At 42.6% G+C, this 26,068-nt stretch carries 27 protein-coding genes; 20 read left to right on the top strand and 7 right to left on the bottom strand.

Annotated elements, in window-relative coordinates:
- Positions 1 to 8: 8 nt before the first annotated feature.
- Both P8629_RS00685 and P8629_RS00690 read right to left on the bottom strand, forming a co-directional pair.
- A complete protein-coding gene (locus P8629_RS00685; protein WP_278163512.1) occupies positions 9 to 446 on the bottom strand; it encodes a nuclear transport factor 2 family protein in 438 nt (145 codons plus the stop codon).
- The gene (locus tag P8629_RS00690) at positions 443 to 1,204 is read right to left on the bottom strand and encodes an SDR family NAD(P)-dependent oxidoreductase (RefSeq protein ID WP_278163514.1); all 762 of its coding nucleotides are present in this window, start codon (positions 1,202 to 1,204) and stop codon (positions 443 to 445) included. The genes P8629_RS00685 and P8629_RS00690 overlap by 4 nt, the downstream gene beginning before the upstream one ends.
- Positions 1,205 to 1,315: 111 nt before the next feature.
- On the opposite strand from P8629_RS00690, the gene P8629_RS00695 reads away from it, so the two are divergent.
- The 7 genes from P8629_RS00695 to P8629_RS00725 are packed head-to-tail and all read left to right on the top strand — an operon-like array spanning position 1,316 to position 8,108.
- Positions 1,316 to 2,662, top strand: coding sequence for an NAD(P)/FAD-dependent oxidoreductase (locus P8629_RS00695; RefSeq protein ID WP_278163516.1), 1,347 nt, complete (start codon positions 1,316 to 1,318; stop codon positions 2,660 to 2,662).
- A complete protein-coding gene (locus P8629_RS00700) occupies positions 2,655 to 3,449 on the top strand; it encodes a DUF1365 domain-containing protein (RefSeq protein ID WP_278163518.1) in 795 nt (264 codons plus the stop codon). Before P8629_RS00695 ends, P8629_RS00700 begins: the two co-directional genes overlap by 8 nt.
- Positions 3,443 to 4,660, top strand: coding sequence for an SAM-dependent methyltransferase (locus tag P8629_RS00705; RefSeq protein ID WP_278163520.1), 1,218 nt, complete (start codon positions 3,443 to 3,445; stop codon positions 4,658 to 4,660). Before P8629_RS00700 ends, P8629_RS00705 begins: the two co-directional genes overlap by 7 nt.
- Positions 4,661 to 4,679: 19 nt before the next feature.
- On the top strand, positions 4,680 to 5,222 hold the full coding sequence (locus P8629_RS00710) for a DUF3833 domain-containing protein (protein WP_278163522.1): 543 nt from the start codon (positions 4,680 to 4,682) through the stop codon (positions 5,220 to 5,222).
- Positions 5,223 to 5,236: 14 nt separating this feature from the next.
- Positions 5,237 to 5,785 carry a chalcone isomerase family protein gene (locus P8629_RS00715; RefSeq protein ID WP_278163524.1) on the top strand — a complete coding sequence of 183 codons (549 nt, stop codon included), beginning with the start codon at positions 5,237 to 5,239 and terminating at the stop codon, positions 5,783 to 5,785.
- A gap of 2 nt (positions 5,786 to 5,787) precedes the next feature.
- Positions 5,788 to 7,227 (top strand): cryptochrome/photolyase family protein, encoded by a 1,440-nt coding sequence (locus P8629_RS00720; RefSeq protein ID WP_278163525.1) that lies wholly within the window; start codon positions 5,788 to 5,790, stop codon positions 7,225 to 7,227.
- Between the two features lie 32 nt (positions 7,228 to 7,259).
- On the top strand, positions 7,260 to 8,108 hold the full coding sequence (locus P8629_RS00725; protein ID WP_278163527.1) for a MerR family transcriptional regulator: 849 nt from the start codon (positions 7,260 to 7,262) through the stop codon (positions 8,106 to 8,108).
- 19 nt (positions 8,109 to 8,127) lie between these two features.
- Here P8629_RS00725 and P8629_RS00730 read toward each other — a convergent pair whose 3' ends face one another.
- Positions 8,128 to 8,586: a PAS domain-containing protein gene (locus tag P8629_RS00730; RefSeq protein ID WP_278163528.1), complete on the bottom strand. Its 459-nt coding sequence runs from the start codon at positions 8,584 to 8,586 to the stop codon at positions 8,128 to 8,130.
- Between the two features lie 210 nt (positions 8,587 to 8,796).
- On the opposite strand from P8629_RS00730, the gene P8629_RS00735 reads away from it, so the two are divergent.
- Genes P8629_RS00735 through mtnN form a run of 3 tightly spaced genes read left to right on the top strand, consistent with a single transcriptional unit; the run spans position 8,797 to position 10,920 of the window.
- The gene (locus P8629_RS00735; RefSeq protein WP_278163529.1) at positions 8,797 to 9,669 is read left to right on the top strand and encodes a glucosaminidase domain-containing protein; all 873 of its coding nucleotides are present in this window, start codon (positions 8,797 to 8,799) and stop codon (positions 9,667 to 9,669) included.
- Between the two features lie 18 nt (positions 9,670 to 9,687).
- Positions 9,688 to 10,209 carry an S-ribosylhomocysteine lyase gene (gene luxS / locus P8629_RS00740; RefSeq protein ID WP_278163531.1) on the top strand — a complete coding sequence of 174 codons (522 nt, stop codon included), beginning with the start codon at positions 9,688 to 9,690 and terminating at the stop codon, positions 10,207 to 10,209.
- A gap of 12 nt (positions 10,210 to 10,221) precedes the next feature.
- Positions 10,222 to 10,920, top strand: coding sequence for a 5'-methylthioadenosine/S-adenosylhomocysteine nucleosidase (gene mtnN / locus P8629_RS00745; protein ID WP_278163532.1), 699 nt, complete (start codon positions 10,222 to 10,224; stop codon positions 10,918 to 10,920).
- A 55-nt stretch (positions 10,921 to 10,975) separates the two neighbouring features.
- On the opposite strand, the gene P8629_RS00750 is transcribed toward mtnN, so the two are convergent.
- On the bottom strand, positions 10,976 to 12,481 hold the full coding sequence (locus P8629_RS00750) for a GGDEF domain-containing protein (RefSeq protein ID WP_278163534.1): 1,506 nt from the start codon (positions 12,479 to 12,481) through the stop codon (positions 10,976 to 10,978).
- Positions 12,482 to 12,670: 189 nt separating this feature from the next.
- Here P8629_RS00750 and purT point away from each other — a divergent pair, with 189 nt between their 5' ends.
- The 3 genes from purT to rpoH all read left to right on the top strand — a co-directional run bounded on the left by purT (position 12,671) and on the right by rpoH (position 15,702).
- Entirely contained in the window at positions 12,671 to 13,852 is a 1,182-nt protein-coding gene (purT, locus tag P8629_RS00755) for a formate-dependent phosphoribosylglycinamide formyltransferase (protein WP_278163536.1), read from the top strand.
- Between the two features lie 308 nt (positions 13,853 to 14,160).
- Complete coding sequence (locus P8629_RS00760) at positions 14,161 to 14,595, top strand: flagellar export chaperone FliS (RefSeq protein WP_278163537.1); 435 nt, start codon at positions 14,161 to 14,163, stop codon at positions 14,593 to 14,595.
- Between the two features lie 255 nt (positions 14,596 to 14,850).
- Positions 14,851 to 15,702, top strand: a complete 852-nt coding sequence (gene rpoH, locus P8629_RS00765; protein WP_278163538.1) for an RNA polymerase sigma factor RpoH — start codon at positions 14,851 to 14,853, stop codon at positions 15,700 to 15,702.
- A gap of 63 nt (positions 15,703 to 15,765) precedes the next feature.
- Here rpoH and P8629_RS00770 read toward each other — a convergent pair whose 3' ends face one another.
- The 3 genes from P8629_RS00770 to aroK are packed head-to-tail and all read right to left on the bottom strand — an operon-like array spanning position 15,766 to position 18,310.
- A complete protein-coding gene (locus P8629_RS00770; RefSeq protein WP_278163539.1) occupies positions 15,766 to 16,671 on the bottom strand; it encodes a D-hexose-6-phosphate mutarotase in 906 nt (301 codons plus the stop codon).
- Positions 16,672 to 16,698: 27 nt separating this feature from the next.
- Entirely contained in the window at positions 16,699 to 17,775 is a 1,077-nt protein-coding gene (gene aroB, locus P8629_RS00775) for a 3-dehydroquinate synthase (protein WP_278163542.1), read from the bottom strand.
- Positions 17,776 to 17,785: 10 nt separating this feature from the next.
- The gene (gene aroK, locus P8629_RS00780) at positions 17,786 to 18,310 is read right to left on the bottom strand and encodes a shikimate kinase AroK (protein WP_278163543.1); all 525 of its coding nucleotides are present in this window, start codon (positions 18,308 to 18,310) and stop codon (positions 17,786 to 17,788) included.
- Positions 18,311 to 18,464: 154 nt separating this feature from the next.
- Between aroK and gmk the strand changes: the two genes are divergently transcribed.
- From gmk to P8629_RS00815, 7 genes are all read left to right on the top strand, one after another.
- On the top strand, positions 18,465 to 19,082 hold the full coding sequence (gene gmk / locus P8629_RS00785; RefSeq protein WP_278163545.1) for a guanylate kinase: 618 nt from the start codon (positions 18,465 to 18,467) through the stop codon (positions 19,080 to 19,082).
- 12 nt (positions 19,083 to 19,094) lie between these two features.
- Complete coding sequence (locus tag P8629_RS00790; protein WP_278163547.1) at positions 19,095 to 20,279, top strand: DegT/DnrJ/EryC1/StrS family aminotransferase; 1,185 nt, start codon at positions 19,095 to 19,097, stop codon at positions 20,277 to 20,279.
- A 21-nt stretch (positions 20,280 to 20,300) separates the two neighbouring features.
- On the top strand, positions 20,301 to 21,374 hold the full coding sequence (locus P8629_RS00795) for an iron-containing alcohol dehydrogenase family protein (protein ID WP_278163549.1): 1,074 nt from the start codon (positions 20,301 to 20,303) through the stop codon (positions 21,372 to 21,374).
- 73 nt (positions 21,375 to 21,447) lie between these two features.
- Positions 21,448 to 22,194 (top strand): 3-deoxy-manno-octulosonate cytidylyltransferase, encoded by a 747-nt coding sequence (kdsB, locus tag P8629_RS00800; RefSeq protein ID WP_278163551.1) that lies wholly within the window; start codon positions 21,448 to 21,450, stop codon positions 22,192 to 22,194.
- 24 nt (positions 22,195 to 22,218) lie between these two features.
- Positions 22,219 to 23,445: a 3-deoxy-D-manno-octulosonic acid transferase gene (locus tag P8629_RS00805; RefSeq protein WP_278163552.1), complete on the top strand. Its 1,227-nt coding sequence runs from the start codon at positions 22,219 to 22,221 to the stop codon at positions 23,443 to 23,445.
- Positions 23,446 to 23,560: 115 nt separating this feature from the next.
- Positions 23,561 to 23,785 (top strand): DNA-directed RNA polymerase subunit omega, encoded by a 225-nt coding sequence (rpoZ, locus tag P8629_RS00810; protein ID WP_011371552.1) that lies wholly within the window; start codon positions 23,561 to 23,563, stop codon positions 23,783 to 23,785.
- 24 nt (positions 23,786 to 23,809) lie between these two features.
- Positions 23,810 to 25,969 (top strand): RelA/SpoT family protein, encoded by a 2,160-nt coding sequence (locus P8629_RS00815; RefSeq protein ID WP_278163554.1) that lies wholly within the window; start codon positions 23,810 to 23,812, stop codon positions 25,967 to 25,969.
- Positions 25,970 to 26,068 lie beyond the last annotated feature (99 nt).

Raw genomic sequence — 26,068 nt, forward strand, 5'->3', positions numbered from 1 at the left:
GTGCTAGATTAATTAGGTGTAAAGAAACGATTGACCCATCGAATAATCGATCTTATAACAGGAATTTTTTGGTAGATATATTTACCTGAATCCCAATAATCGATATGAGATAGAACCAATCCTTTTTGGTCGAAAACAACTTTTGAAACGCCAATAATGCGATGCTCCTTAAATTGACTGTCTAAATAATAAAACTCCCAACGTAAAAAAGCGGTCTGTCCTTCTAACATATAATTCATCACCACGAATCGAGGGGAATGGGTATGGTTGAACATATGCTGAAATATCTTTTGAATACGCTCCCTCCCAACCACTTGATTGAAAGGGTCTTCAAAATATGCATTTTCAGAAAACAAGGGAAGTAATAGGCTGTCCATATTCGCTTCGGTTAAGCTTTCATAGGCATGGATATACACCAGTAAATTTTTTTTATCAACTTGATTCATTTCAACACCCTCTTGGTTATAAAAAACACCCAACGATAAGGCAGAATTTTCAAAAACTTTAAAAACAAAGTCATTTTTTTGGGAAACGTCATCTCAAAGGTCGTATCGTTGTAATGAATAAATTGCGCAATCTTTTTTGCAGCATCATCCGGCATTAAAAGACCTGGCATTTCAAACGGGTTTTTGTCGGTCAAACGCGTTTTTACAAACCCATGATTAATCACCTGTAGCGTCACACCATAGCAATCCAATTCCGGCTTAATGGATTCTGCCAAATTCAATAAAGCCGCTTTCGGGGCTGAATAAGCGCCGCCATAAGGCAAACCAACCTGGCTGGCAATACTGATGTTCCAAATCCAGCGCATCTTAAAATCTGGTTTTTGAAGAACACGCTTTTTCATGGCGACCATCATGGCAACACACCCTAAATAATTCACCGCATTCATCGATGCAAAGGCATCATAATCAAACGCATCAAAAGACATCGGTTGATATGCCCCCGCGTTATAGAACCAAATATCTATCCCCTCAAAAAATGACCAGGCCTGGTCAACTTTTGCGACTAAATCGTCGGGCTGAGTGACATCGACATTCAATCTCTGCAACTGATTACCGAATTGCTTTTGCAACACCGCTAAAGCATCTGACTGCTCTGCCGTTCGAGAAGACGCAACCACTAGATAATCCGCCTGTAACAAGGACTGAGTCAAAGACAACCCAATCCCTGAAGACGCTCCGACAATCCATATCCTTTTCATGCCTCACACTCCAAATCTTTCTTTAATTTCGTATTTTTTAAATCTAATTGTTGCATAACTGTATAACTTATGTATAAATAATAACAGATTACTTATACAATATGAAGCATCATGAAAATAAAAACCAACTTCGTTACCCCAGAAAAACAAAAAATTGCGGTCATTGGTAGTGGTATCAGCGGCATTGCCAGCGCTTGGTTTTTAAGTCAAAACCATGAAGTTACGCTGTTTGAAAAAAATGACTATATAGGCGGGCATACGCATACGGTAGAAATTCAAGACCATGAAAACCAAACGGTACCGGTTGATACTGGGTTTATTGTGTATAACGAACCCAATTACCCTTTATTAACGGCAATGTTTGAACATTTAAATATCGAAACGATTAAGACAGAGATGAGTTTTTCCGTATCCATCGATCATGGAAAAATTGAATACTCCGGTAACAACCTCAACACGCTTTTTGCGCAAAGACGCAATCTTTTTTCCGTTACACACTGGAATATGATCACCGACATCGTTCGCTTCAATCGGCGCGCAAAACAAGACCTAGCGGCTCAATCTAAAAATCTTGTACAAATGACATTAGGACAATATTTAGAAAAGCATAAAATGTCACCTGCCATGCGTGACCATTATTTACTGCCGATGGCAGCCGCGATTTGGTCTTGCCCAACACAAACCATGCTTAAGTTTCCGGTTTTAAGCTTCTTACAATTCTTTGAAAATCACGGTTTATTGAATATCGAAAACCGTCCGCAATGGCAAACCGTGGCAAATGGCAGCATTGAGTATTTAAAAGCAATCTTGAAGCAAGCAACGTTTAAACGTCATACTCACACCAAGGTCACACAAGTCACTCCGCAGTCAGACACACAGCAGATAAAAGTAACAACCGAATCAGGCGACACCACTTATTTCGATAAAGTGGTGCTCGCTAGTCATGCAGATGAAAGCTATCAGATGATTGCTGCCAGCTGTCAAAAAGACTTTTCTCTCTTACAAGCCTTTCAGTATCAAAAAAACACTGCCTATTTGCATTCGGACATCCATTTAATGCCTTGTCGTAAAAACACTTGGGCCGCTTGGAATTACCTAAGAGAAATGGCGCACGAAGAGAATCGAGTGGCTGTGACTTACTGGATGAATTCTTTACAATCGCTCAAAACGGAAACGCCGGTTTTTGTCACGCTTAACCCGATTACACACCCCGACCCAGACAAAACCTTCAAAAGGTTTGAGTATGACCATCCTGTCTTTGATCAGGCCGCTATTTCAGCGCAAAAACACTTAATCGACCTCCAAGGGAAACATGGGTTGTATTTTGCCGGCGCCTACACCGGTTATGGATTTCATGAAGATGGCTTGCGCAGTGCCGTTCAAATTGCAAATTTGTTCGGCATAACGTTGCCTTGGAAAAAAGACGACCCCGTTGATAAGGAACCTAATCATGCCTAGCCATGCATATATCTGTGAGGTGATGCATCAACGTTTGCGTCCTTTCCAATATCGTTTTAACTACAAAGTCTTTAATTTAAGAATCGATATTGACCATATTGCAACTGAATCCGATCAATTAAAGTGGCTATCAATAGATCGGTTCAACTTGGTCAGTTTATACACCAAAGATTTCGGTGCTCGCGATCCAGACGTTTCTTGGCGTGAGTGGGCGGACACCCTATTTGCCGATTATGGGTTGCTACAACCTGCTGCTCGAATCGAATTGGTCTGCTCTCCCAGAATGCTAGGGGTGGTATTCAACCCATTGGCAATCTGGTATGCATACAGCCAAAGCAATGACCTCATCGGCATCATCGCAGAAGTCAGCAATACTTTCTGTCAATGGCACCATTACGTGCTCACTCACCAAGGGGCGCCTTTAATGCCTCATCACAGTGCCTTAAAAGCACGCGCCAATAAAGATTTTCATGTTTCCCCTTTCATTAGCATGGAAGCGTTTTATCAGTTTAGATTTTATGCGCCGAGCGACCATTACAAGTTGTCTATCAAACAATATGAACAAAACCAACCGACCCTGGTTGCAACGCAAACCGGTAAGCAGACACCGCTCAGCAATGCGTTCTTATTAAAGGCAACGTTGCTGTTTCCAGTGAATTCAGTGAAGGTTCTTTTCCTGATTCATTGGTGGGCACTCAAAATTTGGGTAAAAGGGGGAAAGTTTCATTCAACCCCTAAAAATCTGTCTCAAACCAAGCACAGTGATTCGGAGATGACATCATGTTAAAACTTATTACCACCCCCATTGAATGGATGATTCCTTCTCAGCTACTACAAAATTTTATTCAAAATCTGCCTTTTAAACATATTCAAAAAGGCAGTCTCACCGTGCAATATTTAGGGCAATCCTATCGATTTGAAGGCTCTGAACCCGGCACGCATGCCGACCTGGAAATTATGTCTATGTTGCGATTTGGCTACTTACTCAAAACACAGGGAGAGCTCGGTTTTGCGCAAGCGTATATAGAAAGCTCTATTCAAACGGCCTCCTTGTATCACTTAATGACCTTGGCACACCAAAACAAAGAGGTGTTTTCCCAATTACTACACCATAAAAAACCTTTAGGCATGTGGCATTTATGGCGTCATCGAAGACGTCATAACTCCCTTTCGAATAGCCGTCGCAATATTGCTGCTCACTACGATCTTGGCAACGATTTCTATGAACTTTGGCTCGACCAAAGTATGAGCTATTCCAGCGGGCTATTCTTGGCAAGTGACGACACTCTCGAACTCGCGCAACAGCAGAAATACCAACGCATCTTGGATCAACTCGCATTACACGGTCAGGAAAATATTCTCGAAATCGGATGCGGCTGGGGTGGTTTTGCAGAAATGGCCGCGCAAAAAGGCGCTACCCTTAAAGGACTCACGCTTTCCACTGAACAGCAACAGTATGCTCAAAACCGCTTAAAAGCCGTTTTTCTCGATACAAAAACTGAACTCGCCTTACAGGATTACCGGCATGAAACTGGTCAATATGATTACATCGTCAGTGTTGAAATGTTTGAAGCCGTTGGGAAAGAATACTGGCATCGTTATTTTGAACAGCTCCAACGTAATTTAAAAAGCCATGGAAAGGCAGTATTACAGATTATCACGATTGATAATGATGAAGCGGAAGCCTACCAAAATGGTGTTGACTTCATTCAATCTTATATCTTTCCCGGGGGACTTCTTCCAAGCTTGGAACAACTTCACCAACTGGCAATTGATCATCACTTCGAGGTTGTGGATCAGTTTGAATTTGGTCAGGACTATGCAACAACGCTGAAACATTGGCTGAAACACTTTAACGCGTCATCAGAGGCGTTGGAAAAAATGGGCTATGACAAAGCATTCCGACGACTTTGGCGTTACTACCTAGATTATTGCCGTGTCGGGTTTGAACAAAAACATATCTCGGTTTATCAAATCACCTTGGAAAAACGCTTTTAGCGTATCACGGAGTCTATTTATGCTACGTCGGACCCTTATTATTCTATACTTTCCTTTACTGCTCGCCAGCTGCAGTGCAGTGCCAGTTGAAAAATATGCTCATTTGAATCCAAAATTGGATTTGATGACCTTTTTTTCTGGAAAAACCAAGGCCTGGGGACAGTTTCAAAATCGAAATGGCGACCTGATTCGTCGCTTTGAAGTGGAGATTCACGGCACGGTTACAAAGACCCCAAACGGGAAAAGACTGGTGCTAGACGAGCATTTTCTTTATGACGATGGGGAAAAACAACATCGCCAATGGGTCATCACCGAAACCGCACCTAATCAATATGAAGGTAAAGCGGGCGATGTCATCGGAACGGCAAAAGGTATGTCAGCCGGACCGGTTTTAAATTGGCGATACACGCTGGATTTACCCTATAAAGACGATTCCCTGCATGTGCAATTTGATGACTGGATGTTCCTACAGACAGACACCACCCTAATCAATCGTGCGGAAGTCACAAAATGGGGATTCAAGGTCGGGGAAGTGACCTTATTTTTCCGCAAAGACTCTTAGAGGAAACCATCAAAATGTCCTTTTTAAGCTATCTCCATGCTTGGCAACCGACTCGTTGGGTTGCCCTTTTTATTTTATTTTCAGTCGTATTCGGGCGCCCCTTGCCCACCATGGCGGAAATGCCCGTTCTGAAAAAGTCTGGTCAAGCGACCGCCTATTGGGCAGGACTGATTCCTGTTTACGACGCACAGTTGTGGGTCTCTGATATCACGACGCATAAAAACCTGCTTTCAGATCAAACGGCCCTTAGTCTCGAATTGTGCTATCACGTCCCTTTAAGTCAAAAAAACTTTGTTGAAGCGGCGGAAAAAGTCTTACCGAAACGACTGTCTCCGTTACATTTAAAAGCGATTAATGAGTTATACTTAGCCTATGAAAACGTCTCGCCAAGTGATTGTTATAGACTGTCTTATAACACGATCAAAGGTACCCAGCTATGGCTAAACAATCAACTGAAATTTGAAAATAAAACACCTGGATTCAAGGCGATTTATTTTGGCTTATGGTTAGGGGAAGCCCCTCTTTCCAACACCGTTAAGACCCATCTTTTAAAGGGCTTATGAATATGAAAACACTGGTTTGGCTGCAACGAGAACTGAGAATTCAACACCACCCCGCTTTAGAAGCGGCGCTGGCAGAATCAGACGATGTCATCGTGGCGTATTTTCATGACCCTGAACAAACCATCGGCGCAGCCAATACGGCATGGCTTGCCAAAAGCTTATCCCAACTCCAACAAGATTTTAAAGCACTCGATGGCAGGTTATGGTGTCTGGAAGGAAGCTTTGAGCAAGAACTGAAAGATCTGATTCAAACCTACCAGATTCAACAGGTTTTCTATACTTTCCAACTCGGCAGCCCGTTTAAACAGATGCAACAACAGGCACTCAACGTATGCCAACACTTAAATATTCATTTACGTGCTTTTCAAACCGAAAACTGGCTGCCTTATGACCGACTTCTCAACCAGTCTAACCAGCCCTATAAAGTGTTCACCCCTTTCTACAATTGTCTCAACCAAAAGCTGTCCGAGTTAGAGTCCTTTCCCGATTCGATAAACACTTTAGAAAAAACAGCCGAAACGGCTTGTCAGACACGGCATGACCATCAACTTTCTCCCCGCCTATCAAAATTATTAACATCCCCGTGGGTTGAAAAAGTGATGAGCCACTGGCAAGTGGGAGAAGCCCAGGCCTGGTCAAAATTAGAAGGCTTTCTGACAGGAGCTTTAGCAGATTACGAACAGGATCGAGACTTTCCAGCCATTGAAGGCACCAGCCAACTTTCTCCCCACTTACATTTTGGAGAAATCCACAGTCGTGCCATTGTGTTCGAATTATTAGCACTGGAAACGCACGCCAGCATTCCCAATCAAGCCATTCGAGGCTGGTTAAGACAGCTGGCTTGGCGCGAGTTTGCCCGTGCCATCTTGTGGCATTTTCCACACACTGAAACTCATCCTTTTCAAGCGAAATTTGAAACCTTTTACCGCCCTTTGGCAAAAGCAGATTGTGAACAATCAAAAAATTACCAGGCCTGGTGTCAGGGGCGTACGGGCGTGCCGATTATTGATGCGGGCATGACACAGCTTTGGGAAACAGGCTGGATGCACAACCGTGTCCGTATGCTGGTGGCTTCCTGGCTCACCAAAAATGCCGATATTGACTGGCGCGCCGGCGCAGAATGGTTTAATGACACCTTAGTCGATGCTGACCCGGCCAACAACACCTTAGGCTGGCAATGGGTGGCCGGTTGCGGGGTGGATGCTGCGCCTTACTATCGCTTGTTCAACCCCGTCCGACAAAGTGAAAAATTTGATAGGAACGGACACTACTTACGTCAATGGCTACCTGATTTAAAACGATATGACAACAAACACATTCATGCGCCCTGGCAATTCATACCTGATGAAAAACGTTTTTGTCCGATAATCGACTTAACGCAATCAAGGCAATACCATTTAGAAAAAGTGGCGGCCCTTAAATCTTTAACCCAGGTAGATTGACGAATGTATAACTACTGTATAAGATACCAGCTATGACAAATTCTCACCATGCTACCGACGCACTTTTCCCGATTCGGGAAGTGGCCAAACTGACGGGGGTCAACCCCATCACCCTTCGCGCTTGGGAGCGTCGTTATGGATTAATTGAGCCGGTGAGAACCGATTCAGGCCACCGACTTTATACCCAACACAATATTGACACCCTTAAAGAAGTAGTGCAGCTGACCCAGCAGGGCATTCCGATCAGCCAAATCAAGAACCTGGTGAATATTGCCAGACCTGAAATCATTGAACCCAAACCGGAAAAAGAACTGGCTCCGCAGCTCAGAAAGCTGTTAGAAAACCAAAATATTTTTGAGTTGAACGCCTTACTCGATAGTATGTTGGCAGATTATCCCAGTGAAGCTTGGCGAGATATTTTGACACACCTAACACTGGAGCTGTCCGACAACAAAGACACGCCTTCCTATCGCTTATGGCATAGCTTGCTCATACCCCGACTCCATTCAAGGCTACACTTATCAACTCGTCAACTCAGCCCCCCACTCAAACGGGTATGGTTACAAAGCACCGTTGAGACCAGCGATATTCAAGGTGCATTAGCAGCATTGTATATGGTGTCTAAAGGGTTTTATCCTTTAACACAACCGTCCGGACAAGTCGATTTTGCAACGATTTTACCCCAGCTACAAGCATTGCATTGTATGGGCGTTGTGATAATAGATGAGACTGATTCTTTCGATAATGACGGCTGGCAAACTTGGATTGAGGCACATCCAAGCTTTGAACTTTTTCTGTTTTTGAACCAAAAACCGGGAGACATCTCCCAACAACTACAAGTCAATTACCACCCGTTGAATAGCGCCTTATTGACGCCATAGGAAGAGCACAAAGTCTCAATTAAGCTTTTGCAGCTTCAAGTTGTTTTTCTAGCTCGGCAATTTTTGCATGTGCGGCATCCAATTGATTTTTTAATGCCACTTCTTCCGTCACATCTTTTTGGATGCCAATGTAATAAGTCAACTGGTCCACTTCGTCATAAAAAGGCGTGACGCTGAGTTCATTCCAGAAGCTCGTACCGTCTTTTCGATAATTTTTTAAAACAGTTCTAACCGGTTTGGCCGAATCAATCGCTGAACGAATGGTTTTAACAGCATCCGGTTCGGTATCGCTACCCTGTAAAAAACGACAGTCCCGATACAAAATCTCATCCGAACGATATCCTGTCAGCTTTTCAAACGCTGGGTTTACATAAATCAAAATCGTATCGTGATCTTCTTTTTCTGCCACCACAATGCCATCTTGCGCATTTTCAACCAACTGTAGAAGAGTGGCATAACGTAATTTCGTATCTTTCATAACGGCCCGTTCCATTTCAATTGATTTCATTCTAGCGGAGTTTCTGCGATAAAAAAATAGCGCCCCAATAGTTTTGGAGAAAAATCCCGTCCCTGACTCTTTGGTTTTTTAAATTAATTACCCGAGAAGATAACTAGGTTATTTACAACTGATGACTGCAATCCGTTATCATATAGTCATCGTTTTCAACCGCGTCGACAAGGATCTATAATGAAAAAAATCGCTCTCACCTCACCATGGGTTGGCTTAATCGGTGGCCTCTTTTTATTAACCGGCTGCAATGAAGCGCCTTCTTCAAACACGGCCGAAAAACCGACATCCTCTGTTGCTGCAGAAACATCAACGTCAGCCAACCCCTCCATTTCCGAAACAAAAACACCTGCCAAAGTCGAGGCTACCCCTAAAAAGACAGCCGTAAAATTGCCCCCTCCTCCACAATTTAAAGAATTCGCTGCGGGTCCACCTCGAAAAGACGCTTTTTTCAAATTTATGGTGCCTTTAATTCACCAAGCCAATCAACAAGTGATGCAAAAACGTGCTCACCTCAAAACATTAATCGCCGCACAAACCCTTTCAAAAAAGGACCAGGCCTGGCTGAAAAAAGAAGGTGATCTGTATGGACTGGAAAACCTGGACCCCAATAAAGCTGCCGATTTAAAGGCTCTTCTTGTCCGAATCGATGTCGTACCAACCTCACTTGCACTTGCACAAGGGGCAAATGAAAGTGCCTGGGGAACATCTCGCTTTGCACGCCAAGCCAATAACTTTTTTGGTCAATGGTGTTTTTCAAAGGGGTGTGGACTGGTTCCTAAACAACGCACTAAAGGCGCCATTCACGAAGTTCGAGCATTTGACCACCCTTATTTTTCCGTCAAAAGCTATATCCATAACTTGAATAGCCACCGAACCTATGCACAACTGAGAAAAATCCGTGCCCAACTTCGTCAACAGAATCAGCCGTTAACCGGTCTCAAAATGACAGAAGGGTTGGTCAATTACTCAGCTCGAAAACACGAATATGTTAAAGAATTAAAAAGCATGATTCGTTACAATAAACTCACTCAATACAATCAGACATCATAACGTTACAAAGGATTGATTATGCCATTACTCGACAGCTTTACAGTTGACCATAAAATCATGAACGCACCTGCCGTTCGAGTTGCCAAGACCATGAAAACACCTGGAGGCGACACCATCACCGTATTTGATTTACGTTTCAATAAACCCAATGTTGATATGATGGGAGAAAAAGGCATTCACACCTTGGAACACCTCTTCGCTGGATTTATTCGTACTCACTTAAATGCAAATGATGTGGAAATCATCGATGTGTCACCAATGGGATGTCGTACTGGTTTTTACATGAGTGTCATCGGCACACCAGATGAGAAACGTGTGGCGGATGCCTGGATGAAGGCCATGCAGGACGTGCTGGATGTTGAAAAAATGGAAGACATCCCAGAGTTGAATGAATACCAGTGCGGCACTTATAAAATGCACTCTTTAGAAGAAGCAAAATCCATTGCACAAAACATCATTGACCACGGCATTGGGGTGAATAAAAATGAAAACATTGCCTTGGATAAAGACACCCTAAAAGCGCTTGGCAACGAAGTTTAAGAAGGATTTTCTATGAAAGTTGCCATCATTGGTGCTATGGAAGAAGAAGTTGCCTTGTTGCGCAACCAGATTCAGAACTTAAAAACAGAAGTTCACGGTGGTTTTGAATACTATTTGGGTCAAATTAATGACATTGACATCATTTTATTACGTTCTGGCATTGGCAAGGTCAATGCCGCCATTGGAACCGCTTTACTGATTAAGCTATATGAACCGGACTCTGTCATCAATACAGGCTCGGCAGGAGGCTTCCATACGGAATTAAACGTCGGTGACATCGTGATTAGCCAATCCGTTTGTCATCATGACGTCGACGTTACCCCGTTCGGCTATGCGCGAGGTCAAGTGCCAGGTCATCCAGAGTGCTATCTTGCCGATGTAAAGTTGATTGATGTTGCAAAGCGCAGTATTGATGCCTTGCAAGAAGTGACCCATATGCATGGCTTGATTGCCACCGGGGATCGTTTTATGCATTTGCCGGAAGATGTCGCCACCACGCGAGAATACTTTCCCGACATGATTGCTTGTGAGATGGAGGCGGCGGCTGTTGCACAAACCTGCCATGCGTTTGAAACGCCTTTTGTGATTATTCGATCTTTATCGGATATTGCTGGCAAAGAGAATGCTGTGACGTTTGAACAATATTTAGATAAAGCAGCCACACACTCAGCACGCCTTATTCTTGAAATGTTAAATCACTTAAAGCCTTAATGGTACCGGGGTTGACTTGGCTTTGCTTGAAGATTCAGACAAAGCTGCACCCCTTTTAAACCATCAATTGTTTAAATTCGGCTGCTTCAATCGGAGCAGACCAATAAACGCCCTGTCCAAGAGTACACCCCGATTCCGTCAATTTTTTCACGTGGCTTTCTGATGTAATCCCTGTCGCAATCATACAAGAATCCAAACTTTTAGCCATTTGAATCAGGGCTTGAATCCACTGTTGTCCAGAGGTTGTTTCAAGTTGTTCATGCAACCAGACTTCATCAAATTTAAATTCTTGAATATTCAAACCAACCAGCATTGCAAAATTAAATGCTTGCCCGCCCAGCCCCGTTAAAGTCAATTGATACCCTTGATCGGACAACCCTTGAAGACATGCCTTTAAATCTTGATCAAATGTCTCAAAACTTTTTAATGAAAAGGCTAACTGCAGTTGACTCGAAGGAATCCCATACTGATTCACTCTTTGGTTTAAAAGCTCCAGAAAACCTTTTTGTCGCCACAACCCTTCCAAAACAGGCACCGTCACAACAAACTCCGCATCCACTTTTAACCATTGGTTTAAATAAAAACAAGCACTGTCCAGCAACCATAAACTCATAGAAGCTTCCGAATGGCTCTCTTTTAATAAATGCTGCCATGACTCCAGTGCCTGCTGCCCGTTTTCTGCAGTTAGCCATTCCATACTGACATAACCACCCACCACTCGATTTTGTTTCAAATCGATTTGAGGCTCAACATAAGGCGCAAACTCTGCATTTAAAACAGCGGCATCAAATTTAGCTTGAATAACATGTTTATGAGTCGGCACTTCTTGCTTAACATCATTATAAAAACGAAATGTTTGCTTGCCTTTTGATTTTGAAACATACAGTGCTTCATCCGCTGTTTCAATCAATTCAGACGCCAATCTTGAATCTTGTGGAAACATTGAAACACCAATACTGGTCGACGTTCTCACCTCTTGTCCTTCAAACAAGTAAGGGCGAGACACTTCATTAATAATGCGTTGACAAATATCTTCTACTTCAGCTCTATCTTCTGTCTCGGCTAGCAAAATTACAAATTCATCACCGCCTAAACGACTGACAACATCTTCTTCTCTAACAGACGAAATCAACCGACCACTCACATGTCGTAACAATTCATCGCCTATATGATGCCCCTGGGTGTCATTAACAGTCTTAAAACCATCTAAATCTAAGAACAATAAAGAAAACACACTCTCTTTTTGCGTAGTCCCTTGAATTAAATTTTCTAAAATATCATGAAAATGGGCACGATTAGGCAAGTGCGTTAAAGAGTCATAATTCGCACGACGATACAATTCCGCTGTTCTAGAGCTAACTTCAGATTCAATCAAATAAGCGACATCAGCCGAATCTGAAAACTTGTGCTGCAACTCAGATAATAACCGCTTAACACTGGACTTTTCATTAGCCGCGATATCCGGAAAAGTATCAAAAGAGCGAGACGATACATAGCGACGATCAAACTTCAAATGATCTAGAAGCGGTTCCAAAGCAGTATTTTGTGCGAACTCAATCATATTATTATTCCTACATCCCTTGCCTTATCTGAAAATCAAACTGTCATCACCGCTAAAAATATCACTCGACTTCAATCGTTATTTTTCAGAACTGGATAAAATCCACTATAATTGCCTTCAAGTTTTCATTCTTTCGGCCGATAAATTTGGCTGTTTCTTTTTAAGAAGTCTATAAGCAAGGGGAATGCCATGTTGCAAATCGGTACCACATTTTCAAAGACTGCCACCAAAATTTTATTATGCGGTGCAGGCGAACTAGGAAAGGAAGTGGCGATTGAAGCCCAGCGACTTGGCTTAGAAGTGATTGCTTTGGATCGATATGAAAATGCCCCTGCCATGCAGGTGGCAGACCGAAGTTATACCCTAAGCATGCTGGATGGTGATGCGCTTCGACACATTATCGAAAAAGAAAAACCTGATTATATCGTGCCAGAAATTGAGGCCATCGCCACAGACACTTTAGCCGAATTGGAACAGGAAGGATTTAACATTGTGCCATCTGCCAAGGCCACTCAACTAACGATGAACCGTGAGGGAATCCGTCGATTAGCCGCTGAAGACCTTGATATACCAACCAGCCCATATGCTTTTGCAGATAACAAAGAAGACTTTATTGCCGCCATCGATACCATTGGTGCTCCTTGTGTCGTGAAACCGATTATGAGCTCATCAGGAAAAGGACAAAGTGTCATAAAGTCGACAGCGGACATTGATTCAGCCTGGCATTATGCACAAGAAGGTGGACGAGCAGGCAAAGGCAAGGTCATTATCGAAGGATTTGTCGATTTCGACTACGAAATTACCTTATTAACTATCCGTCATAAAAATGGCACTAGCTTTTGCGCACCAATAGGCCATATACAAGAAGATGGTGACTACCGACAATCTTGGCAACCGCACCCAATGTCCGATATCGCTATTGATTCGGCGGAAAAAATTGCCTTAAAAATTACAGAGGCCCTCGGGGGCTGGGGGTTGTTTGGGGTTGAACTCTTTATTAAGAATGACCAAGTCATTTTCAGTGAAGTGTCTCCTCGCCCACACGATACAGGCCTGGTGACTTTAATTTCTCAAGACTTATCTGAATTTGCACTGCATTTAAGAGCCATTTTAGGTCTTCCCATTCCGAACATTACCCAACACGGACCATCCGCTTCCAGCGTTATCTTGCCAACAGGCCACTCAACAGAAACTCAATTCAGTGGGTTAGAAGAAGCTTTAAAAGAACCTAATACCCAAATCCGCTTGTTCGGCAAACCAGAAATTGCCGGCCGTCGAAGAATGGGGGTTGCCTTAGCTCGCGACACCTCTATTGAAAAAGCCATTGAAAAAGCCAAGGCCTCCGCTGCGGCAATTAAAGTGCATTTCTAAAATGCCTTTGAAAAGCCGCTTTTATACTGTTTATTAACCTAAATATCTTAAAAGTGGCTTTCTAACATCGCATCGCCAAATATCTGACTACTGGCTAATTTCTTCACTTTTTCTCCTGATTTCCTCGCTATACAACTCTTAAAATACCCTTTACTTTCAAAATCTTAAGCATATAAAACCAAACCTGGCACGCTGTCTGCTGTACGACCCTTAGCAGAATAACTTTAGAATTTTCTATGATTCTGTAATAAGACAGAAAGAATTTTTTAAACGTTCAATAAATCAGATTACCGTACAGGAGCATGATCATGACAACGAATCAAACAATGACATCAGAAGCAAAAGCCCCAATTCTTCAAGAATACAACCGCAACCCAGATACAGAATCAAAGCTGGCTGATAACCCTAGCAAAACCATTCTTTTATTATTACAAGGTGTGGTCGACAAAGGAAACTTAGCAAAAGTATGCCATCAGAGTAACGCCCTTGTTGAAAAAGGCTTTCATTTAGGTCGTATGACAACTATCTTAGACGCTTTACGTGATCGCTTAGCTATGTCAGAAACCACTCCGCTGGCGTATGATTTAGACGAGCTTTATCGTTATGCAGATAAATCAATCCAGGAAGCTGTTTTTGAAAAAGACAGTTTTTACCTAGATAGCGCCATTGAAATCCTAACCGAATTGCGTGATGCATGGTTAGAAATGATGCACCAATCGGGTCAGTTAGCCGATAACGGTTAATGACAGACCTTAGTCAGAGCCGGTTTCTCCTCCTTTTTCCGGTTCTGATTAACCCCATTCTCCTTCAATCACTTCCCTTCATATTTCATTTCTGACACCAGTCTTAACAATTCTTCAAAATACTTTAAAAAACCACACTAACTTATTGAAATAAAAATAAATGCATTAATTTTAAAAAACATTAGCACTCTCTTGACTTGAGTGCCAAATTAAGTGTAATATGTTGATATTAATTTAATTAGGAGAGGGATCAATATGACAAATCAATTGATTACATTTGCGAACAATCTTACTCCTGGACAGAATATTGAAAGCTACTTGAGAACGGTAAAAACCCTTCCTCAACTTTCAGCTGACGAAGAAAGAGAGTTGGCAGAAAAACTATACCAACAACAAGATTTAAATGCAGCAAGACAGCTTATTTTATCGTCTTTGCGCTACGTCGTGCCGATTGCACGCTCTTACAATGGATACGGCTTACCTTTAAGTGACTTGATTCAAGAAGGAAATATTGGGCTGATGAAAGCGGTTAAACGCTTTAACCCTGCTGAAAAAGTCCGCTTAATGACTTTTGCGGTTCATTGGGTTCGTGCCGAAATCAACGAATACGTGATTAAAAACTGGCGTATTGTTAAAACGGCAACTACCAAAGCACAGCGCAAGCTCTTTTTTAAACTACGTAGTTCGAAAAAATCTTTGGAATGGTTCGGAGATAAAGATGCTGATGCGGTTGCAAAAGAGCTAGGGGTCACTCGTAAAGACGTTTTAGAAATGGAAATGCGTCTTTATGGTCAAGATATGTCTGTCGATCTATCCCCAGACGAGGAAGAAGCTACCTCTAAGACTTATCCGGTCTTGGTCAGCCAGGAACTTGATCCTGAAATGCAATTATCTAATGACTCACAGTCTGACTATGAGTTAGGGAAAATGTACCAAGCCTTAAGCCAGCTAGATGAACGTAGTCGAGATATTTTGCAAAAGCGTTGGCTCAGCGATGACAAAACTGGCTTAAAAGCGTTATCACAAGAATACGGCGTTTCCATGGAGCGTATTCGTCAAATCGAACAACAAGCCATCAAAATGTTACAGGCGAGTATGGCAGATTAAGCGTATGAACTTCAACAAAAAAGGCGCCGATGGCGCCTTTTTTATATGTAAAACTTTCTTAGCTTATTTAAATTCTTCCGCATACAGTTTCATAATCATTTTATGCTTCTCGCCACTTGGAATCCAGACCGCATTCTGTAATACATTCCCCGCTTCAACACACAACATGGTTGTCCAAGCGCCATTATCCATATCCGAGAACCCCTTAATAATTTCAGGACCCGGGTTCCATACTACAGCGGAATGACTATTTCCTTTTTCAATACAGATTCTTCTTTGGAGCTGAGCATCCTTAATTTTTACTGGCATTGATTGGTCAATAAAAACCGAATCAATCGGCGGAACAATTTCTAAGCTCCCCGCCTGTTGAACCGGGTCTGAATTTGTTAATTTGTCATAACAAAAGCTATGCTCTAAACCGTCAACCTGGATAGATTCAGCATCCGAAACAGTAAAATAAGAATGGAACGCCTCTGTCACTTCAATATCATGATCATTCAAATTATGCGTCGTCAATGTCATCACCAATTCCGTGCCGACTTCAATTCTTAGCTCCAAACGAAACGCATGAGGCCAAAGCGCGAGTGATGCTTCATCAGACTCAAGCATTAAAACAATTTCAGTCAGCCCTGCCTCTAAATTTCTAACACTGTCTAGATGCCATACACGATTACGAACGAACCCGTGTGCCGGCAGTCCGGCTTCCGAAGCTTGACCAAACCATGGCCAACAGACTGGGATACCACCGCGAACCGGTTTTTCACCAGTGTACACCGCCGTCTCCGACACCCACAAAAGATCTTCTCCTGAAGGATTACCACTCTTTGGCACAAAACTCAGAACACAGGCTCCGTGCGGCGTAATCGTGGCTTTAGCAAAGTCATTTTCGACTTCAATCATCATTAATTGTTCTCGCATGGAAAGACGAACACCTGTTGCTTCAAATTGCTGAGCCATTCTGTCTAGCATTCTTCTTCCTCCTCACATGCTTACAAACTAACGATATTCAACCAAAGTCCGTTCCAATAGTTCCACTGGATAATCTCCAGTCACATAGGCTTTACCGATGGTTTTCAATAAAACCAACCGAATCTGACCGGCCTGTACTTTTTTATCACCCGCCATTAAATCTAAAAACTGTTGAGTACTCATTTCCTTGGGTGGCAACACGGGTAAATGAGACGACTGTAAAATGGCGGCGATTCGATCCTGATCTGCTTGTGTTAAATCTCCCATCAACTTAGAAAGATAAACCGCTTGCATCATCCCAGCACTAACCCCTTCACCATGCAACCAATTACCATACCCCATTCCGGCTTCAATCGCATGGCCAAAGGTATGGCCTAAATTGAATAAAGCGCGCAAACCTGCTTCTTTTTCGTCTTTTGCCACAATCGTGGCTTTATTCTGACAAGAACGCTCGATTGCTTCTGCCAAAATGACGGGGTCTCTTGCCAGCAGGCCTGGTAGATTTTGTTCCAACCACTCAAAAAACGGATAATCGACAATCAAACCATATTTAATAACCTCGGCAAGTCCTGCGGACAACTCTCTATCCTCAAGGGTGTTCAAGGTATCGGTATCAATGACAACGCATTCTGGCTGATGGAAAGCGCCAATCATGTTTTTCCCTTTCGGATGATTTACGCCAGTCTTACCGCCGACAGAAGAGTCGACCTGTGACAGCAACGTGGTCGGAATCTGAAGAAAATTCACCCCTCGTTGGTAAGATGCGGCAGCGAAGCCTGTCATATCACCGATCACCCCGCCGCCTAAAGCAACGAAGGTACATTTTCGGTCAAAACGATTTTCAATCGCCACGTCAAAAATTTGATTCAAAACATCAAGGTTTTTATATTGTTCACCGTCCGGCAAAACAACCGTTTTAACGTCATATTCTGAAAAGGCTTGTTTCGCTTTTTCCAAATACAAAGGGGCAACCGTGGTATTAGACACAATAAGAACCTGCGTTCCGGTTACATAAGGCTTAACCAGTTCGGCTTGCCCTAACAAACCCTGTCCAATAAAAATAGGGTAACTTCTTTCCCCCAATTCAACTGTTAGTGTCTTCAATCTCTTTTCCTTAAATGATTTTTTGCTCTGCCAACTTATCCAAAATTTGCTTGACTACGCGATGCACTGAAACCTGTTCTGTCTGAATCACCAAATCGGCCACTTCTTCATACAATGGGCCGCGCTCTTCAATCAGCTTTTTTAAAACCTGCTCTGGGTTTTCCGTTTGTAACAACGGACGATTACGATCATGTCGGGTTCGCTGAACCAAAGAATCCACCGAAGATTTCAAATAGACCACAAACCCTCTTGAACGCAGATTTTTGCGATTATCAGAGTGCAAAATCGCGCCGCCCCCTGTCGCGAGGACAATTTCGGATTGCTTAGTCAGCTCATCAATCGCTGCTTTTTCGCGCGCACGAAACCCTGACTCTCCTTCAATATCGAAAATCATCGGAATCGTCGCACCCGTTTTATCTTCAATCACTTGATCACTGTCTAAAAACTGATAATGCAGTTTGTCAGCTAAAAAACGACCGACCGTCGACTTGCCAGCGCCCATAGGGCCTACTAAAAAAATACTTTCTCTATGCATAGACAGTATTGTAGCCTAATCACAACAATTTTAGGTAAACTCTGTTAAAATGTTGTGCCAAAACGGACAAGGTATTGCTCCCTCACGTGGAGTGCCGAATAGAAGCTTTCACCGCTTTAAGAACAATAAGAATACAGACGTAAGGAATTTAAAAATGGCTGGTTCTCTTTATATTATCTCCGCACCATCCGGTGCTGGCAAAACGTCACTTGTCAGCAAGCTGACTGAAAAAGACAGTCGAATCCAGGTTTCTATTTCAAGCACCACTCGGCCAAAGCGTCCCGGTGAAGAAGAAGGTATCAATTATTTCTTTCTTTCCGTCAAGAATTTCAAGCAAAAAGTCACTGAAAACGATTTTTTAGAGCATGCTCAAGTATTCGACAATTACTACGGTACTTCTAAAAGCACGGTTGAAAGTAAATTAGCCGAGGACAAGGATGTCATTTTGGAAATTGATTGGCAGGGTGCTCAGCAAGTCAGAAAATTAATCCCTGAAGCCGTGAGCATTTTCATTTTACCGCCCAGCCTTAAAGAACTTGAAAAAAGGCTCAAAGGGCGCGGAACTGACAGCGAAGAAGTAATCGAACGCCGTATGTCAGATGCCGTCAACGAAATGAAACATTTCAATGAATTCGATTATTTGGTCATCAATAATAATTTTGATATCGCTCTGACAGAACTACACAGTATTTTTTTAGCGAACCGTCAAACCTGTGCGAAGCAATATGACAAGCACAGTGTGATGATTAACGAACTTACTCAACAACATTAAAAGGAACATTCAATGCCTGGCTTTGAACTCTTTGACGAGACGGAAAAACAACAAGTAAATGAAGTCATGGAAAAGGGCTTCACTTTCCGCTACAACTTTGACGGCATGAGAAATGATGTCTGGAAAGCTCGCGAATTAGAAAACATGATTCGCGACACGCTTCAAGTCAAGCATGCTCACCTTGTCTCAAGCGGAACAACAGCTCTATCGACAGCGCTTGCCTCGGCAGGCGTTGGTGCTGGAGATGAAGTCATCGTCCCTCCTTTCACATTTGTTGCTTCAGTTGAAGCCATCGTATTGGCAGGCGCCATCCCGGTTTTTGCGGAAATTGATGAAACCTTAACCCTTTCTGCAGAAGGCATTGAAGCGGCCATCACCCCTAGAACAAAAGCCGTCAATTTTGTTCATATGTGTGGATCAATGGGACATATGGATAAAATCAAAGCCGTTTGCAACAAACATAATCTGGTGTTATTGGAAGACGCTTGCCAGGCCACTGGAGGCACTTATAAAGGGCAAGCCTTGGGAACCCTTGGTCAAGTCGGAACCCTTTCATTTGACTCCGTCAAAACCATTTCTTGTGGAGAAGGCGGCGCAGTTCTCACCAATGATGAAACCATTTATAATCACGCCCATCAATATTCCGACCATGGACATGACCATATCGGCTTGGATCGTGGCGCTGAAAGCCACCCCATCATGGGAAGCAACTACCGTATCTCAGAAATGAATGCCGCGGTAGGCGTTGCACAATGGAAAAAACTAGATCGCATTCTTGAAATTCAACGCAAAAACAAAAAAGCACTCAAAGATGCCTTATCAAAATATGATGAAGTTTCTTTCCGAGTAATCCCAGATGAAGCAGGGGATAATGCCGGATTCTTGAGCGTGATTATGCCAACAGAAGCTCGTGCAAAAGAAGTCGTAAACGCGTTAGGGGAAGAAAATATTCCTGCCGTATTTTACTGGTATGCAAACAACTGGCATTATCTAAAAAACTGGAATCATATTCAGAATATGACAGGGCCTGCTAAATTGCCGATTGAACTCATCGCAGACCGTCCTGACTATAGCAAAGTTGAAACACCGAAATCAGATGACATTATGAGCCGAACATTCTCAATGTTGATTAACTTATCTTGGTCAGAAGCCGATATTCAGCAGCGCATTGATGCATTTTCAAAAGTATTTAAATAAGATTTTTAAAGGAATTCCACAATGAAACATCGTAATTTTAAAACTGTTCCGAGAATGATTTTTGGCCGAGGTTCTTTTGACCAACTTGATGATGTTTTAACCGATGAACGTCAAAACCCGGATGATTTTGTCGTCTTTTTAGTGGATGAAGTTCATAAAAATAAACCTTTAAAAGAACGTCTGCCAAATCAACCACAAGACTTGGTTATTTGGTTAGATGTCACCGATGAACCTAAAACCACTTATGTCGATGCTTTAACCGAACAGGTTCAAGCTTTTGGCAAAGGCAAAAACCCTGTCAGTGTGGTCGGTATCGGCGGTGGATCATCTTTAGACATCGGCAAAGCTGTTGCATTATTATTAACCAACCCGGGCGGCGCTGCTGTATACCAAGGTTGGGATTTAATCAAAAATCCGGCAATCCACCATACCGGTATTCCAACCATTTCTGGAACCGGTGCCGAAGCATCTAGAACAACGGTTTTAACTGGACCGGATAAGAAATTAGGTATGAACTCAGACTATACTGTATTCGACCAAATCATCATGGATCCTGATCTAATTGCCGGTGTACCAAAAGATCAATGGTTCTACACGGGAATGGACTGTTACATCCACAATGTTGAAGCTTTAAATGGAACTTATATCAATGAATTTGCGCGAGCATTTGGTGAAAAGTCTTCCGAACTTTGCAATCAGGTCTTTTTAGAAGATCACCCAGATTCCGATGAGAAACTAATGATGGCGTCTTATATGGGAGGCCAATCCATTGCGTATAGTCAAGTGGGTGCCTGTCACGCTTTATCTTATGGTTTATCTTATGTAATGGGATATCACCACGGAATCGGTAACTGCATTGCTTTTAATGCATTAGAAGACTTCTATCCAGAAGGCGTTGCAACCTTTAGAAAGATGCTGGATAAACACAACATCACTTTGCCTACAAACGTTTGTAAGGATTTAACTGATGCGGAAATGGATAAAATGATTCAGGTTTCCTCTGGTATGGCACCGCTTTGGGATAATGTCTATGGTCCAGACTGGAAAGAAAAAGTAACCCCAGAATTGTTGCGTTCGCTTTATCTAAAAATGTAATTTCTTCCATTCTGTCGCTTACAGTCTTTCAACCTAAGACTGTAAGGCACGCCCGTTCTTTTAAGGATTTTTCATGAAAACTTACGTCTTTATTCCTGCTCGTTATGGCTCTTCGAGACTGCCTGGCAAACCGCTTAAATTAATTAATGACAAACCGATGATCCAACATGTTTTTGAGCGCATTTCAAAAGCAACAGGCATTGAAGCCGTCTATGTGGCAACCGATGACGAACGCATCAAAGAAGTGGTTGAAGGTTTCGGTGGAAACGTTGTCATGACCGCACCTGAAGCAGAATCTGGGACAGACCGAATTTCACAAGCAGCACAAGCAATTGGGCTAAAGGATGATGACCTTATCGTCAATGTCCAAGGTGACCAACCGCTTGTCAATCAAGGGTCGATTGAAGCAGTGATCGCCCCTTTCAAAGCAGCGGATTATGATGGTTCGTTTGAAATGAGCACTCTTTCTTTTAAAATCGTCAATGAAGCGGAAATAACCAGCCCGAAAGACGTTAAGTTAGTCACCGATATCAATGGATTTGCTCTTTACTTCTCTCGTGCAACCATTCCTCACGGCCGAGACTATTGGGATCATGATTCTTTTAAGCACTTAGGTGTCTATGCCTACACCAAACGCTTTGTGGATCTTTTTAATACCTTGCCGATGGGACATCTAGAAGACATCGAAAAACTTGAACAGCTTCGCGCACTCGAATATGGACATAAAATCAAGGTAGTTGAAAGTGAATGGGATTCGCCTGAAGTGGACTTACCTGGTGACATCGAAATGATGGAAGCACTGCTAAACGCAGGCCATTAACCCGATTACTATGCGACTGCTTCAATGATTTACCAATCTCTGATTCGTTTACTCAGTCCTTTAATTATCCTTATTATTGCTATCGAGGCGATTAAGCGGAAAGGAGGGAAACGCTTTTTCTGTCAACGCTTAGGGATTGAATTTTCAAAAAAAACTGGACAAAACGTCTCTTCCCCCATCTGGATTCACTGTGCTTCCATTGGCGAGGTTAAAGCGGCAGAATCTCTGATCAGACATTTAACTTCTTTTGAAGACATTTTGATAACAACCAGCACGCCGACTGGCGCGACACTCGTGCAGGAGCTTTTTTCAAACTCTGTCAGTCATAGTTACCTACCTTTTGATTGGCCTTATGCCATTCAAAACTTTTTAAAGACATTTACACCTAAAGCTCTTTGGGTAGTTGAAACGGAAATCTGGCCAAACTTATACCGTTTAACTCAAAAAAAAGGGATCCCGATTAGCCTGATCAACGCAAGATTATCCCAAAAAACTCTAAACAGTCCGGCATGGTTGAAAGCCACTTATCGTAAAACGCTGCTGTCCGTAAACCAAATTTTGGCTAGAAGTCAATTAGAGGCTGATCGCTTTGAAACCTTAGGCGCACCCGTCGAAAAAATACACGTGCTGGATAATTTAAAGTATGCAGGGCTCGTAGATCAACCGGATTATCCACCTATTATTGACAGAGAATATGTACTGGCCGCTTCAACACACCATAATGAAGAACAACAACTCGTGTCGATCTGGTTAAAGCTTAATCGTCCTGAATTGCTAGTCATCGTTCCTCGGCATCCAAAGCGTCGAGATCAAATTTTAAAAGCTTTGTCATCAAATCGACAGTCTATCGCCGTCTTTAGTTTAAATGAGTTAGTGACCGACCAAACCAAAATCTACATAGATGATCAAATTGGCGCCTTAATGCCCTTATACGCTCATGCTAAATTGGTTATTATGGGAGGTGCTTTTGTGTCGAAAGGGGGTCATAATGTATTGGAACCAGCTGCGGTTAAGGCAACTATCATCACCGGATCAGATATGTCCGATTTCGAAGCCGAAACTCAACTTCTTTTAAACAAACAGGCAATGATTCAGCTGAACTCAATTAACGAGCTAGAACACACCATCCCGGCACTACTTAACAACGATTCAAAAAGACAAACCATGGGATTAGCAGCTTACCAGGTCATAAAGTCTCAATCTCATATCCTCAACGACTATTTGAAAGCACTAGGCTTTAACGAATCCTAGCTTGAAAAGTTCCACTTTTTCCGGTTTTTCTTGCCAAATAGTCATTATTAAATTGAAACTCTTTCCCATAATTCGGTAAAATAGTAATTTACTGAATTTTAAGGACTAATTACACATGGCACGCGTAACTGTAGAAGATTGTTTAGACCAAGTTGAAAATCGTTTTGAACTGGTTATTTTAAGCTCTAAACGAGCTCGCCAATTATCAAATGGTGCAGAACCAACTCTAGACTGGGATAAAGACAAACCAACCGTTATGGCATTACGTGAGTTAGCGGAAAACACGATTAACAAAGAAGTCGTAATGTCTGACCCTGATACTCCTCCTTTTTTCGGATAATCGATAGGATCCAATACTCTTTTTATGCCCACCCCAACTTCACTTGATGGCTTAATCGAAAAAGCATCAGCGTACCTTAAGAAAAGACATCTTAAGCAAATAAAAGCTGCTTTTGAGTTCGGGGAAGAAGCGCATAAAGGACAGACTCGAAAGACTGGCGGTGATTATATCTGGCACCCAGTTGCCGTAGCAGAAATCCTCGCCGACATCCAACTCGACCATGAAAGCTTAATTGCCGCCATCCTGCATGACGTGGTTGAAGACACTCCTTATACCAAACAAGATATTATCGATCGCTTTGGCAAAAATGTAGCCGAGATTGTAGATGGTGTCACCAAGCTTGGGAAACTGGAATTCGATAACCCGCAAGAAGCTCAAGCTGAAAACTTCCGTAAAATGGTACTGGCGATGTCTCGTGATATTCGGGTCATCCTAATTAAGTTAGCAGATCGACTTCACAATATGCGTACGCTTGGCGTCATGCGCCCAGACAAACAACGTCGAATTGCCCGTGAGACACTTGAAATATACGCCCCCATCGCAGCTCGTCTCGGCATCAACGCTATCCGTATTGAACTTGAAGACCTTGGGTTTAAAGCCATGCACCCCTTTCGATTCGCGGTCTTAGAAAGAGCTGTCAAAAAAGCACGCGGTAATCGGGCGGAGATCGTAGAACAAATTAACGAATCGATCACGAACCGTCTTCATGATGAAAACATTCCAGCCAATGTCATCGGGCGAGAAAAACATTTATACAGCCTTTATAAGAAAATGAAGTATAAACATCTCAGTTTCGATGAGATTCTTGATATTTTCGCTTTTCGCGTCGTTGTGAATAGTGCTGATGAATGCTATCGCGTATTGGGATCCGTTCACTCTCTTTACAAGCCTTTTCCAGGACGCTTTAAAGACTACATCGCCATTCCAAAATCTAACGGCTACCAGTCTTTGCACACGGTGCTTTTTGGACCGTTTGGTGCCTATATTGAAATTCAAATTCGTACCAATGAAATGCATGAAGTTTCCGAACATGGCATCGCTGCACACTGGGTGTACAAACAAGATGTCAGTGAAGATGGGCGCCCTATTGAACAACCGCTTTCAGCCGTTGAAATCCGCGCTCAAGAATGGGTTAAAAACCTGCTTGAAATCCAACAAGGTGCCGGTAACTCTTTAGATTTCTTAGAGAATGTTAAAATTGATCTTTTCCCAAATGTGATTTACGTCTTCACTCCGAAGGGAGATATCATTACCTTACCCGCAGGCGCGACGGCGGTTGACTTTGCTTATGCGGTGCACACTAATGTCGGTCACGGAACGGTTGGTTGTCGGGTCGATAAAAAACTCATTCCTCTTCGAACACATCTGGAAAGCGGGCAAACGGTTGAAATCATTCGCAGTAAAGAATTACAGCCCAACCCTTCCTGGCTACAATTTGTTACCACGGCCAAAGCCCGCTCACAAATTCGAGCATTTTTAAAAAATCAGCAATCTGAATCTGCTCAAGCACTTGGAAAACGATTACTTGAAAAAGGCTTGCGTAACTTCAACATGTCTTACACCGGTCTAACAGATGTCATTCGAGAAGGCATCGTGGTCGAGTTCAAATTGGAAAGCTGGGTTCATCTACTAGAAGAGATTGGGTTAGGTAAACGTCTGGCAAATTTGGTCGCTAAGCAAATCCATGACGTTGTTTTAGGGTCGGATGACTCTATCCTTAGACCTCATAGTGCAGAGGAGTCGGCTCAGCCGTTGGTTATCTCGGGAACAGAAGGAATGGCCGTTAATTATGCAGGGTGTTGCCACCCTATTCCAGGGGATGAAATTATCGGTTTCATCAGTGCAGAAAAAGGCTTAGTGATTCACCGACAAGAATGTAAAAATGTTAAGCAATTCAAAAACCACCCTGAAAAATGGTTGGACGTTAACTGGGAAGAAAACATCACCCAAACGTTCGATGTTGAACTACAACTAGAAATCTTGAATCGACGCGGTGCTTTAGCAACTGTTGCCAGTAACATTGCAGAAATGAAAACCGATATTGATCGAGTACGCTCAGAAGATAAAGACGAAACTTATAGCTTAATGCACATTGTGGTTCGTGTTCATACCCGTAAACATTTAGCAGATGTAATGCGTAAATTAAAACGCCTTCCTATTGTTGAAAAAATCCAACGATTGTAATTCTTTCCCTGATAAGAGCCGCACCAAAACCCATCATTCCACCCGTATATTGATTAAACATGCATTAAAATGAATCACTTTTGGTGTAGCTAAAAAAGC

The sequence above is a fragment of the Hydrogenovibrio sp. 3SP14C1 genome, from assembly GCF_029625905.1.
Classification (GTDB): Bacteria; Pseudomonadota; Gammaproteobacteria; order Thiomicrospirales; family Thiomicrospiraceae; genus Hydrogenovibrio.